At 73.2% G+C, this 12735-nt stretch carries 10 protein-coding genes and 3 pseudogenes; 7 read left to right on the top strand and 6 right to left on the bottom strand.

Going from position 1 to position 12735, the window contains the following annotated elements; translation table 11 throughout:
- Nucleotides 1-52: 52 nt before the first annotated feature.
- The 5 genes and pseudogenes from frr to QSK15_RS07825 all read right to left on the bottom strand — a co-directional run bounded on the left by frr (nt 53) and on the right by QSK15_RS07825 (nt 4808).
- Complete coding sequence (gene frr, locus QSK15_RS07845; RefSeq protein ID WP_030335193.1) at nt 53-610, bottom strand: ribosome recycling factor; 558 nt, start codon at nt 608-610, stop codon at nt 53-55.
- Between the two features lie 79 nt (nt 611-689).
- A complete protein-coding gene (pyrH, locus tag QSK15_RS07840; RefSeq protein ID WP_030335195.1) occupies nt 690-1457 on the bottom strand; it encodes a UMP kinase in 768 nt (255 codons plus the stop codon).
- A gap of 161 nt (nt 1458-1618) precedes the next feature.
- Nucleotides 1619-2446: a translation elongation factor Ts gene (tsf, locus tag QSK15_RS07835; protein ID WP_285793543.1), complete on the bottom strand. Its 828-nt coding sequence runs from the start codon at nt 2444-2446 to the stop codon at nt 1619-1621.
- Between the two features lie 134 nt (nt 2447-2580).
- Complete coding sequence (gene rpsB / locus QSK15_RS07830; RefSeq protein ID WP_285793542.1) at nt 2581-3459, bottom strand: 30S ribosomal protein S2; 879 nt, start codon at nt 3457-3459, stop codon at nt 2581-2583.
- Nucleotides 3460-3709: 250 nt separating this feature from the next.
- Nucleotides 3710-4808 (bottom strand): annotated as a pseudogene (locus tag QSK15_RS07825) (hypothetical protein).
- A 161-nt stretch (nt 4809-4969) separates the two neighbouring features.
- Here QSK15_RS07825 and QSK15_RS07820 point away from each other — a divergent pair.
- The 6 genes and pseudogenes from QSK15_RS07820 to QSK15_RS07800 all read left to right on the top strand — a co-directional run bounded on the left by QSK15_RS07820 (nt 4970) and on the right by QSK15_RS07800 (nt 10771).
- Complete coding sequence (locus tag QSK15_RS07820; protein ID WP_285793540.1) at nt 4970-5329, top strand: YraN family protein; 360 nt, start codon at nt 4970-4972, stop codon at nt 5327-5329.
- A gap of 30 nt (nt 5330-5359) precedes the next feature.
- On the top strand, nt 5360-6880 hold the full coding sequence (locus QSK15_RS07815) for a YifB family Mg chelatase-like AAA ATPase (protein WP_285793539.1): 1521 nt from the start codon (nt 5360-5362) through the stop codon (nt 6878-6880).
- Complete coding sequence (locus QSK15_RS07810) at nt 6877-8091, top strand: DNA-processing protein DprA (protein ID WP_285793538.1); 1215 nt, start codon at nt 6877-6879, stop codon at nt 8089-8091. Before QSK15_RS07815 ends, QSK15_RS07810 begins: the two co-directional genes overlap by 4 nt.
- A 372-nt stretch (nt 8092-8463) precedes the next feature.
- A pseudogene (locus QSK15_RS32605) lies at nt 8464-8850 on the top strand (site-specific integrase); the annotation flags it as partial.
- A gap of 198 nt (nt 8851-9048) precedes the next feature.
- Nucleotides 9049-9546: pseudogene (locus QSK15_RS32600) on the top strand (tyrosine-type recombinase/integrase); the annotation flags it as partial.
- A 43-nt stretch (nt 9547-9589) separates the two neighbouring features.
- A complete protein-coding gene (locus tag QSK15_RS07800; protein ID WP_285793537.1) occupies nt 9590-10771 on the top strand; it encodes an aminotransferase class V-fold PLP-dependent enzyme in 1182 nt (393 codons plus the stop codon).
- Here QSK15_RS07800 and QSK15_RS07795 read toward each other — a convergent pair.
- Nucleotides 10758-11360: a murein hydrolase activator EnvC family protein gene (locus tag QSK15_RS07795; RefSeq protein WP_285793536.1), complete on the bottom strand. Its 603-nt coding sequence runs from the start codon at nt 11358-11360 to the stop codon at nt 10758-10760. The two genes, QSK15_RS07800 and QSK15_RS07795, sit on opposite strands and share 14 nt — an antisense overlap.
- Nucleotides 11361-11592: 232 nt before the next feature.
- On the opposite strand from QSK15_RS07795, the gene QSK15_RS07790 reads away from it, so the two are divergent.
- Complete coding sequence (locus QSK15_RS07790) at nt 11593-12735, top strand: sulfite oxidase (protein ID WP_285793535.1); 1143 nt, start codon at nt 11593-11595, stop codon at nt 12733-12735.

Genomic DNA, 12735 nt, shown 5'->3' with positions numbered 1-12735 from the left:
TTGACGGCACGAGGCCCGTTCCCGGCGTCGGGAACGGGCCTCGGAGTATGCGTCACACCTCGAGCAGCTCGGTTTCCTTGTGCTTCACCAGGTCGTCGATGGTGGCCACGTAGCGCTGGGTCAGGTCGTCGAGTTCCTTCTCGGCGCGGCGGCCGTCGTCCTCGCCGGCCTCGCCGTCCTTGACGATCCGGTCCAGCTCCTCCTTGCCACGGCGGCGGACGTTGCGGATCGCCACCTTGGCCTCCTCGCCCTTGTGCCGAGCCACCTTGATCATGTCGCGGCGGCGTTCCTCGGTCATCTGCGGGAGCAGGATGCGCAGCTGGGTGCCCTCGTTGTTCGGGTTCACCCCGAGATCCGAGTCGCGGATCGCCTTCTCCATCGCGTTGATCTGCGAGTTGTCGTACGGCTTGATGACGGCCATCCGCGGCTCGGGAACCGCGATGGACGCCATCTGCGTCAGCGGCGTGGGCGTGCCGTAGTAGTCGATGATGACCTTGGAGAACATGGCGGCGTTGGCGCGACCGGTACGGATGGCGCCGAACTCCTCCTTGGCGTGCTCAACCGCACGGTCCATCTTTTCCTCGGCCTCGAGGAGGGTGTCGTCGATCACCGGTCTCCTCGCCTCCTTCTGTGCTCGTCGTGGGCTCTGCTGAAAGTCGTCAGACCGCTGCCGTCGCCGTCTGCGGGGCTCAGGCGGTGATCAGGGTGCCGATCTTGTCGCCACCCACCGCGCGGATGATGGTGTCGTCACCCTGCGCGCCGAAGACCAGCATCGGCAGACCGTTCTCCATGCAGAGGCTGAACGCCGCCGCGTCGGCCACCCGCAGGTTGCGGCGTAGCACCTCGGAGAAGGTGATCGAGTCGAGCTTGCTGGCGGTGGGGTCGATCCGTGGGTCGGCGGTGTAGACGCCGTCCACGCCGTTCTTGCTCATCAGCACCACGTCGGCCCGGATCTCCAGCGCCCGCTGGGCGGCCACCGTGTCGGTGGAGAAGTACGGCATCCCGGCGCCGGCGCCGAAGATGACCACGCGGCCCTTCTCCAGGTGCCGGATGGCCCGCAGCGGGATGTACGGCTCGGCGACCTGGGCCATCGTGATGGCGCTCTGCACCCGGGTCTCGATGCCCTCCTTCTCCAGGAAGTCCTGGAGGGCCAGGCAGTTCATCACGGTGCCGAGCATGCCCATGTAATCGGCGCGGGCCCGGTCCATCCCACGCTTCTGCAGTTCCGCCCCGCGGAAGAAGTTGCCCCCGCCGACCACCACGGAGACCTGCACGCCGCGGCGGACCACGGTGGCGATCTGCCGGGCGATGGCCTGGACGACGTCCGGGTCGACGCCGATCGCGCCGCCACCGAAGACCTCACCGGAGAGCTTCAGCACCACCCGGCGGGCACGCCCCGGCGGCGGTGCCGTCGGATCGTCCAGCTCCAGCGTCCGGTCACTCACAACCTGCGTCATCCGCCCCGCCCTTCCCCACGCGCACGCCCCGTGCGGCGCGTACCGCGAACCTGCCGCTGCCGACCCTATGTGACGAGGAGGCCGCGGTGCCTGTCACGTACACCGGCGGCCTCCTCGTTGACGTCTTCTGCCCACGGGCGCGCGCGGCGCCCGGTGGCGGCTCAGGCCTGGCCGACCTCGAACCGCACGAAGCGGGTGACCTCGATGCCGGCCTCGGCCAGCAGCTGCTTCACCGACTTCTTGTTGTCGGCCACCGACGCCTGCTCGACCAGGACGAAGTCCTTGAAGAAGGAGTTCACCCGACCCTCGATGATCTTCGGCAGGGCCGCCTCGGGCTTGTTCTCCTCCCGGGCGGTCTGCTCGGCGATGCGCCGCTCGGACTCGACGACCTCCGCCGGAACCTCGTCCCGGGTGAGGTACTTCGGCCGCATCGCGGCGATCTGCATGGCCACACCACGGGCGTCGGCGTCGCCGGCCTCGTCGCTCTTGCCGGTGTACGACACCAGCACGCCGACGGCCGGCGGCAGGTCCTGGGCCTTGCGGTGCAGGTAGACGGCGATGGTGCCCTCGACCCGGGCGAACCGGTTGAGCACCAGCTTCTCGCCGATCTTGGCGGACTGCTCCTGGATCAGGTCCGCGACGACCTTGCCGTCGAGCTCGGTGGCGAGCAGCTCCTCGGCGGTGTTCACGCCGGAGCGGTCACCGTGCTCGACCAGCTGCTGGGCCAGCGCGATGAACGAGTCGGTCTTGGCGACGAAGTCGGTCTCGCAGTTCAGCTCGAGCAGCGACTTGCCGGAGTGGGCGACAAGGCCGTTCGCGGCCGTACGGCCGGCCCGCTTGCCGACGTCCTTGGCGCCCTTGACGCGCAGGATCTCGACGGCCTTGTCGAAGTCGCCCTCGGCCTCGGTCAGCGCCTTCTTGCTGTCCATCATGCCGGCGCCGGTGAGGTCGCGGAGCTTCTTGACGTCCGCGGCGGTGATTTGGGACATGGCTCTCTCTTCGGTGTTGAGACGGCGTGTGGATGGTCAGAGGTGCCGGTTACCCGGATCCGGGCGGATCGTGCCCGGCGTACCGTCGCTGCCCGCCGTCCGCGAAAACGGACGGCGCGGCAGCGACGGTGCGATCACTCCGCGGTGGCGGTCGCCGGCTGCTCGGTGGCGGCCTGCGCCGGCTGCTCCGGGGTGGCGGCCTGCTCGGCCGGGGCGGCCGACTCGTCAGCCTTCTTCGGCTCGAGCAGCTCGCGCTCCCACTCGGTCAGCGGCTCGTCGCTCGCGACGCCCTCGGGCTTCTCGTCGTTGCCCCGGCGGCGGCCGGAACGCGCGATCAGACCATCCGCGACGGCGGCGGCGACGACCTTGGTCAGCAGTTCGGCCGAGCGGATCGCGTCGTCGTTACCCGGAATCGGGAAGTCGACCTCGTCCGGGTCGCAGTTGGTGTCCAGCACCGCGATGACCGGGATGCCCAGCTTGCGGGCCTCGTCGACGGCGATGTGCTCCTTCTTGGTGTCGACGATCCACACCGCGGCGGGAAGCTTCTGCATGTCCCGCAGGCCACCGAGGGTGCGGGTCAGCTTGATCTTCTCGCGGGAGAGCTGCAGGGTCTCCTTCTTGGTGTAACCGGCGGCGGTACCGCTCAGGTCACCCAGGCCCTCCAGCTCCTTCATCCGCTGCAGCCGCTTGTACACGGTCTGGAAGTTGGTCAGCATGCCACCGAGCCAGCGGTGGTTGACGTACGGCTGGCCGACCCGGGTCGCCTGCTCGGCGATCGCCTCCTGGGCCTGCTTCTTCGTGCCGACGAACAGGATGCTGCCACCCTCGGCGACGGTCCCACGCACGAACTCGTACGCCTTCTCGATGTACTCGAGAGTCTGGCGCAGGTCGATGATGTAGATGCCGTTGCGCTCGGTCATGATGAAGCGCTTCATCTTCGGGTTCCAGCGCCGGGTCTGGTGCCCGAAGTGGACACCGCTCTCCAGCAGCTGACGCATGGTCACGACGGCCATGGTTGGGGTACTCCTCAAGGTCCCTGGTTGTCACGCCCGGCCGGTGGCCGGGCGTCCTGGCGCCTGGTCGCCGGCCCATGGTGGGCCCGATCAAGATCGGGACCAGGGAGGCCGTCGCTCCACGACGATTCGTGAAGAGGGCGCGCGAGGTCGACCGCACGAGGCGGTCGCCAGTTGGCCAGTGTACGCCCTTCACCCGTTCAGCCGCCCCGGGGTGCGCGCGGGGCGCCACCCCGGGGCCGCGGGTCGGTCAGCCGGCGGCGAGCGCGGCGGCCACGAAGAGCACCAGGCCGACGGTCAGGTAGGCCGTCGGCGGGCGGAGCCAGCCCCGACCGTTGTCGGAGAGCGCCAGACCTCCGGTTCGGAGCCCGTACAGTCCGGTCGCGAAGATCGGCAGCCCGGCGACCAGGGCGATACCGACCACCACGTTCCCGGCGTCCACCGGATCCCCGGTCACACCCGCGAGCAGCACCCGCAGCGCGGGGACCTCGAAGATCAACACCAGCAGGGCGAAGAGTACGGCCAGCACCGGTCGACGGGTCCGGTAGACGCCGTCGGGCGCCGGCGGGTAAACCGGCGGCTCGGCACCGGGCAGGTCGGGTCGGGGGCCGATCCCCGGCATCGGGCCGGTCGGCATCTCCAGCGGGTGCGGCGGGTCGCCGCCACCGCGGGTCGGCTCGATGATCGGGTACCCGCTGAGCGGGGCGGGACGAGCCTGGTCGGCGAGCACACCGGCCGCCGACGCGGTGTCGCGGGCGGTCTCCGACGTGGTGTTCGCCAACGGAGTCTCGACGGCGGCCGACTCCCGGGCGGCCCGACGACCGGGCAGTTCACCGGAAACCTCCGACGGGTCCCGGTCCGCCCTGCGCGAACGGGTCGCCCGGTACCCGTCCGACTCCGGCCGGCCGTCACCGAGGGGGTCCACCGCGCCGAAGCGTCCGGAGTCGTTGTCCACCGCCCCGAATCGCCCGGCCTGGGCGTCGACCGCCGGGAAGCGGCCCGAGTCCCGCTCCGGGGTGCCGAAACGGCCCTGGTCCACGGCGCTCAGGCGACCCGGGTCCGGCTCCGGCGAACCGCCGAAACGGCTCGCGTCCACCGCGCCGAAGCGCCCCGAGTCCGGCTCCCGGCGGCGTCCGACACCGGTGTCCTCGACGGATCGGGCGTCCTCCGCGCCCCGCTGGTCGGGAATCTCGCTGTCCCGGTACCGCGGTTCGCCCGCGCCGCGCCACTCCGACTCGCCGTAACCGCGACCCCGCTCGTCGGGGTACCAGCGCGACTCCTGATCTTCCGGGAAACTCCGTCGTCCGTCCACGTCAGGCACCGTATGCGACCGGCCACGCCCGCGCCATTTCAGCCCAGCCGTCCGCGCCGCCGGCCGGTGAAGACAGGTCGGCGACGCCGCTAGCACAGCGTGGGCATGATCGTCTGACTGTCCACAGCACACCCGTTGTCCACAGCGGGGCCGCCGCCGGGTCGCGGCGATCGTCCTCCGGCGGGCACCGTGCCGGCCATGACGAAGCGGAACCAGGCGGTTGGCGCGTACGGCGAGCGGTGCGCGGCCCGGCACCTGACCGAGGCGGGGCTGCGCCCGATCGCCCACAACTGGCGCTGCCCGGCCGGGGAGATCGACATCATCGCGTGGGACGGGTCGGTGCTCGCCTTCTGCGAGGTGAAGACCCGCCGGGGTGACGGCTTCGGCAGCCCGGCTGAGGCGGTCGTGCCGGCCAAGGCCCGCCGGCTGCGCGGGCTCGCCGCGCGGTGGCTGACCGAAACCGGTACGACCGCCGAGGAGGTGCGTTTCGACGTGCTGTCCGTACTGCTACCCGACGCCGGGCCGGCGCAGGTCGACCACCTCAAGGGCGCGTTCTGACATGCGCACCCGGAGGATCGGTGACGCGCTGTGAGCTACGCGAAGGTGCTCTGCGTGGGGCTGGTCGGGGTGACCGGCCACCTCGTCGAGGTGGAGGCCGACCTGGCCGCCGGCCTGCCGGCGGTGGTGATCTCCGGTCTGCCGGACACCGCCCTGCACGAGGCCCGCGACCGGGTCCGCGCCGCCGTGGTCAACTCCGGCCAGCGCTGGCCCAACCGGCGGATCACCCTCAACCTGCTCCCCGCCACGCTGCCCAAGTTCGGCTCGGCCTTCGATCTGGCCATCGCCGCCGCGCTACTGGGTGGCTCGGGCGAGCTGCCGCTGCTTCCCCTGGAGGGGGTGGTGGTCCTCGGGGAGCTGGGGCTCGACGGGACGGTCCGGCCGGTACGCGGCGTCCTCCCGATGGTCGCCGCCGCGGCCCGGGCCGGCGTCACGCGGGTGATCGTCCCGGTCGGCAACGCCGCCGAGGCCGCCGTCATCCCCGGCGTACGGGTACGCGCGGTGGACACCCTGCACCGGCTCGTCGCCTTCGTTCGCGACGGAACCCCACTGATCGAGCCACCGGCGGACATCCCGGCGCCCGCGGCCGACGGACCGGATCTCGCCGAGGTCGCCGGGCAGCAGCTGGGTCGACGGGCCCTGGAGGTCGCCGCCGCCGGCGGGCACCACGTGGCGCTGCTCGGCCCGCCGGGCGCCGGCAAGACGATGCTCGCCGAACGGTTGCCGTCCATCCTGCCCGAGTTGGACGACGACGCGGCGCTGGAGGTCACCGCGTTGCACTCGGTCGCCGGGCTGCTGCCGCCCGGCGGTCGCCTGCTGCGTCGCCCGCCGTTCCAGGCGCCGCACCACACCGCGACGGTGCCGTCGCTGGTCGGCGGTGGCTCGGGGCTGGCCCGGCCCGGCGCGGTGTCGCTGGCGCACCGCGGGGTGCTGTTCCTGGATGAGGCCCCCGAATTCAGCAAGGGTGCGTTGGAGGCGCTGCGCCAGCCGCTGGAGCACGGCCACATCCAGTTGAGCCGCAGCGGGGGCGGCACCGTGTACCCGGCGCGCACCCAGTTGGTGCTGGCGGCCAATCCGTGTCCGTGCGCGAAGCCGGCCGGCGACGCGCACTGCGAGTGCTCGCCGCTGGTCCGCCGCCGCTACCTGGGCAAGATTTCCGGTCCGCTGCTCGACCGGATCGACGTCCAGGTGCGACTGATGCCGGTACGGGCGGCCGAGCTGATGGCGACCGACGGTGGCGTCGAGCCGTCGGCGACGGTCGCCACCCGGGTGGCGGCGGCCCGGCAGGCGGCGGCCGCTCGCTGGGCCGACCTCGGCCGGCGGCTCAACGCCGAGGTGGACGGCCCGTACCTGCGCCGACCGCCGTGGCGACTGCCGGCCCGGGTCACCGTCGAGCTGCGGGGCCGGCTCGACTCCGGCTCGCTGTCGGCACGCGGCTTCGACCGCGTGATCCGGATGGCCTGGACCATCGCTGATCTGGACGGCCGGGACCGACCGGACCAGGACGACGTCCGGGAAGCGCTGCAACTACGGACGGGGGAGGCGACGTGAACGCCGAGGATGAGCGCAGGCTGGCCCGGGTCGCCCTGACCTGGTTGGCGGAGCCGGGCACACGCGCCGTGCACCGGCTGGTCGAACGGCACGGCCCGGTGGCGACCCTGGATCTGCTGCTCGACGGCGGCAGCCCGGACGGCTGGCTGCACACCACCGTCGCCGCACGGTCCGCGGCCGGCGACGCGCGGGCGGTGGCGGCCGAGGCTCTGGAGCGGGCGGACCGACTGGGCGCCCGGCTGGTCACGCCGGACGACGAGGAGTGGCCGGCCCAGGTCGCCGGCCTGACCACGTTGCGTCTGCCGGACGTCAGCCGCCGGGTGGACGCCGAGACCGCCCCGCCGCTGTGCTTCTGGGTACGCGGAAGCTGGCCGCTCGGCGAAGCCCTGGACCGCTCGGTGGCGGTGGTCGGGGCCCGGGCCGCCACCGGCTACGGGCAGCACGTCGCAACCGAGCTGGGGTACGGGTTGGCGGAGCGGGACTGGACTGTCGTGTCCGGTGGCGCGTTCGGCATCGACGCCGCCGCCCACCGGGGCGCCCTGACCGCGGGCGGGCTGACCGTCGCGGTGCTCGCCTGCGGGCTCGACCGCCCGTACCCGATGGGCAACGCCGCGCTCTTCGACCGGATCGCCGAGACGGGTCTGCTGGTCAGCGAGTGGCCTCCGGGTGCCGAGCCGCTGCGACCCCGGTTCCTGATCCGTAACCGGGTGATCGCCGTGGGCACCCGGGGCACCGTCGTGGTGGAGGCCTCGGCGCGCAGCGGCGCGACGCAGACCGCGCGGCGAGCCATCCACGCCAATCGGGTGACCATGGTGGTGCCGGGGCCGGTCACCTCGGCGATGTCCGTCGGCGCACACGAGTTCCTGCGCGAGTTCCCCGACAAGGCCCGGCTGGTCACCGGGGTGGCGCACGTGCTGGAGGAGGTGGGCCGGATCGGCGCGGACCTGGCCCCGTCGGCACGTGGGCCGCAGCGGGCCGCCGACGCACTCGACGACGACGCGCGGTCGCTGCTGGAGGCGCTGCCCCGTCGGGGCGCGATGGGCGTGGACCGGCTCTCCGCCCGCGCCGGTGTCGACGTACGGACCGCGCTGCGCAAGCTGTCGCTGCTGGAGGAGCTGTCCATGGTGGTCCGTCGTGAGGAGGGCTACGCCCTCGCCCTGCCCGCGAAGCCCAGGCGGGCGGCCGCATCGGAGACGTCCGGCCCGCCGTGAGGCTGAGCGGGTGCGACACGGCTCGTCGGGCGCGGTGGTCGCCGGATGCCCGCACGCTCTCCTGCTCCGGACCCCGGCCAACTGCCATTGCCGGTACGGTGCCCGGTCATGGGTGCAATCAAGCCGTGGCACATCAGCGTGCTCTTCTGTCTCGCCACGACCGCCGTGTTGGTTGTCGGCGTGGTCGTCTTCCTGATGAAGAAGAACAACCGCCACCAGTAGGCGAACGCCGGCACCGTCGTGTCCGGTGACGTGGGCGGACCGGCCGTAGGCTGGGGCCGTGCCAGCTGTCAGTGAGGGTGCCTGTCCCGGTGGACCGGGCGGCGCCTCGGCGCGGCCCCGGTGAGCCGCCCCGACCGGGGCACCCGGGCCATGCACCAGGCGTTGCCGCCGGCGTTGCGCGACGCTGTCGACGACTTCGCCGAGCACCTGTCCCGGGTCCGTAACCGGTCGACGCACACCGTCCGCGCGTACGTCACCGATCTGGTGTCGCTGCTCGACCACGCCGTCCGGATGGGCTGCGTGGACCTGGCCGATCTGGACCTGTCGGTGCTGCGCAGTTGGCTGGCGCGGCAGCGCACCACCGGCGCGGCCCGCACCTCGTTGGCCCGCCGCGCCGCGTCGGCGCGGGCGTTCAGCGGCTGGGCACACCGGGCCGGACTGCTCCCCGTGGACGTGGGTGCCGCGCTGGCCAGCCCACGCGCGCACCGGGAACTGCCCAGCGTGCTGCGCGCCGACCAGGCCGCCGCCCTGGTCGAGGCGCCGTCCCGGCAGACCCCGCCGAGCAACCCGCCGCCGACGGACCCAGCGGGCACGAACCCAGCGGGCACAGACCCAGCCGGCACGAACCAAGCGGGCACGCACCAAGCGGGCACAGACCAGGAGCACACGGGCCTGGTCTGCGCGGACGTAGCGGCCGGATCGGCGCAGGGCGCGGCGGAACGGGCCGAGGCGGTGTCGCTGCGTGACCGGGTGCTGCTGGAGTTGCTCTACGCCACCGGCGTACGGGTCAGCGAGGCATGCGGGTTGGACGTCGGCGACGTCGACCACGGCCGGCGGGTGATCCGGGTGTTCGGCAAGGGCGGGCGGGAGCGCGCGGTGCCGTACGGGGGGCCCGCCCAACGGGCGTTGGACGACTGGCTGCGCCGGGGCCGCCCGGCGATGGTGGCCGCCCACTCCGGCGACGCGCTGCTGTTGGGTGCCCGGGGCGGTCGGCTCAACCCGACGACCGCACGTCAGATCGTCGGTGCGTACGCCGAAACCGCCGGGCTGCCCCGAACCAGCCCGCACGGCCTCCGCCACTCCGCTGCCACCCACCTCCTGGAGGGCGGTGCCGACCTGCGCGCCGTGCAGGAGCTGCTCGGTCACTCGTCGCTGGCGAGCACCCAGATCTACACGCACGTCTCGGTCGAGCGGCTGCGTGCCGCGTACCGGCAGGCGCACCCGCGGGCCTGAGCAAGGGCCGGAGGGTGCCGAGCACCGCGGTTACGATCATCGAGTGAGCGTCCCGCAGCCCCCTGAGCCGATCCCGGGCGCCCGCCTGCTCTTCTCCCTGGACCCGGCGGTCAGCCACCTCAACCACGGTTCATTCGGCGCGGTGCCGATCGGCGTGCAGCGCGCCCAGCAGCGGCTGCGCGACGAGATGGAGGCGAACCCGCTGCGCTTCTTCACCCAGGGGCTGGTCGACCGGATCGCGCACACCCGTCGGCACCTCGCCAATTTCCTGGGCGCCGACCCGGACGGCAGCGCCCTGGTGGGCAACACCACCACCGGCGTCGCCGTGGTGCTCCAGTCGGTGGGCCTGCAACCCGGCGACGAGGTGCTGAGCACCGACCACGGGTACGGGGCGGTGAGCCTGGCCATCCAGCGCGAGTGCCGGCGCACCGGCGCGGTCAGCCGGGTCCTGCCGATCCCGCTGGCGGCCACCGACGAGCAGATCGTGCAGAGCATCCGGGCCGGCCTGCGCCCCGGGCGGACCCGGCTGCTCGTCGTCGACCAGCTCACCTCGGCTACCGCCAAGCTCTTCCCGGTCACCGCCATCGCCCGGGTGGCCCGGGAACACGGCGTGCCCGTCCTGGTGGATGCCGCGCACGCCCCGGGCATGCTGTCCACCCCGGTGGCGAGCATCGGCGCGGACTTCTGGGTGGGCAACCTGCACAAGTGGGCGTACGCCCCGCGCGGAACAGCCCTGCTGACGGTGGCACCGCAGTGGCGGGACCGGATCGAGCCGCTGGTGGTGTCCTGGGAGCAGGAGTCGGATTTCCCGGCCCCCCTCGAGTGGCAGGCGACTCTCGACTACACGTCCTGGTTGGCCGCCCCCGCGGGCCTGTTCACGATGCGCAGTCTGGGCGTCGACCTGGTGCGCACGCACAACGCCGCGCTCGCCGGGTACGGCCAGCGGGTGGTGGGAGACGCCCTGGGGGTGGCTCCGGTCGACCTGCCCGACCCTGGCGGGCCGGAGGTGGCTCTGCGTCTCATCCCGCTGCCGCCCGGCACGGGCACCACTATCGACGCCGCGCGGGCGTTGCAGACCCGGATCGGTGAGCGGCTCGCCGCCGAGGTGGCGGTGATGAGCTGGAACGGCCGGGGGTGGTTGCGGCTCACCGGTCAGGTCTACAACGGCGCCGACGAATACGACCGGCTGGCCGCACGGCTGCCGGCCCTGCTCACCCAGCGCTGACCGCACCGACCGGGAGCAGCCGCACCGGTCCGAGGCCGAGCAGGGCCAGCGGGTCGAGATAGTCGTCGCTCCGGCGTAGACCCCAGTGCAGGCACGCCTCGACCGGGCAACCCGGATGCCCGGGCAGCAGCTCGCCGAGCGGCGCGCCGGCACCGACCGGCTGGCCGGGGCGTACGGCGGGTCGGACCGGCTCGTAGGTGGTCCGCAGCCCGTCCGGGTGGCCCACGGTGACCACCGGTCGGCCGGCCACCGGGCCGGCGAAGAGCACCGTGCCCGCCCCGGCGCTGCGGACCACCGCTCCGACCGGGGCGGCCAGGTCGACGCCACGATGGCCGGGCAGCCACGGGCGGGGCGGCGGGTCGAACCGGCGCACCGGGCGGGGCGGCCCATCGACCGGCCAGCGGAACCGCCCGGCGGTGTCCGGGGCGGACGCGAGGGTCGCCGCGACCGGCATGGTCGGCGTCGGTGGTTGGCCGGGCACCGCCGCGACCAGCACCGCCAGCCCGCAGAGCTGGACGGTCAGCGCGAGCGGGAGCGCGGCGCAGAGCAGCACGGTGCGTCGGACCGAACGGAGGACTGGCGGTCGCATGACGGCAGCCTCCGGCCGAGGCGGGGTCGTCCGCCAGCCCAGCCGGCGGGCCTGTGGACAACCGGCGGCGCTGTGGACGACCACCCGACGGCTTCGATGATCTGTTATGGGCGGTCCCCCGGCCCGACGCGGGTACGCCGACCTACCTCCGGTGCCCGTTCTCGGGCCGCCACCCAGGGCCTAGGCTGGGCCGCGTGCGGCGGCTGCCGCCGTCTGCACCGGGGAGGCCCACATGACCACTCACGCTGACCGGACGTCGCCGCTCACCGGGCCGACGGTGGCCGACGTGAGCGGCCCGTCCCGGCTCGCGGAGCCGGACGAGACGATCAGCGCCGAGGAGTTGCAGCTCGCGGCCCGCAACCACGGCATCCCGTTGGAGGCGCTGCGCTACGACGTCACCCCGGCCGGGCTGCACTACCTGCTGATCCACTACGACATCCCGGCGCTCGACCCGGCGACGCACACGCTGAGCATCGACGGGGCGGTGGACCGGCCGTTGACGGTGACCCTCGCCGACCTGCGCGAGCGCCAGCGGGTCACCCAGCAGGTGACGTTGGAGTGCGCCGGCAACGGCCGGGCCCTTCTGCACCCCCGGCCGGTCAGCCAGCCGTGGCTGGTCGAGGCGGTCGGCAACGCCGAGTGGACCGGCACCCCGCTCGCTCCGCTGCTGCGGGAGGCAGGCATCGACCCGGACGCGGTGGACGTGGTCTTCACCGGCGCCGATCACGGCGTGGAGCGCGGCGTCGAGCAGGACTACCAGCGGGCGCTTCCGGTCGCCGACGCGCTGCGCGAGGAGGTGCTGCTGGCGTACGAGATGAACGGCGCTCCCCTGCTGCCGCAGCACGGCGCGCCACTGCGGCTGATCGTGCCGGGCTGGTACGGCATGGCGCACGTGAAGTGGGTCCACTCGATCGAGCTGCGGACCGAGCCGTTCGAGGGATACCAGAACGCGGTGGCCTACCGGGTCCGCCGCGACGCCGACGACCCGGGGGTGCCGGTCACCCGGATCGAGCCGCGTGCGCTGGTCCGCCCGCCCGGCTTCCCCGATTTCATGTCCCGCCGTCGGGTGCTGCGCCCCGGCCCGTGCACCCTGGATGGTCGGGCCTGGTCGGGGCACGCGCCGGTGGTGGCGGTGGAGGTGACCACCGATGGCGGGGAGAGCTGGGCACCGGCCGAGCTGGACCCGACGGACGCCGGAGATTTCGCGTGGCGGCGCTGGCGGCACGAGTGGGTTGCCACGCCCGGCCGGTACGTGCTCGGCGCGCGGGCGACCGACGCGTCCGGGCGGACCCAGCCGGTCGAGCAGCAGTGGAACCGTGGCGGCTTCGCCAACAACATGGCGCAGCGGGTCGAGGTCGTGGTGCCGGCCGAGTGA

Origin of the sequence: Micromonospora sp. NBRC 107095 (assembly GCF_030269705.1) — a bacterium.
Classification (GTDB): domain Bacteria; phylum Actinomycetota; class Actinomycetes; order Mycobacteriales; family Micromonosporaceae; genus Micromonospora; species Micromonospora parva.
This window is presented reverse-complemented; position numbering and strand designations above follow the sequence as displayed.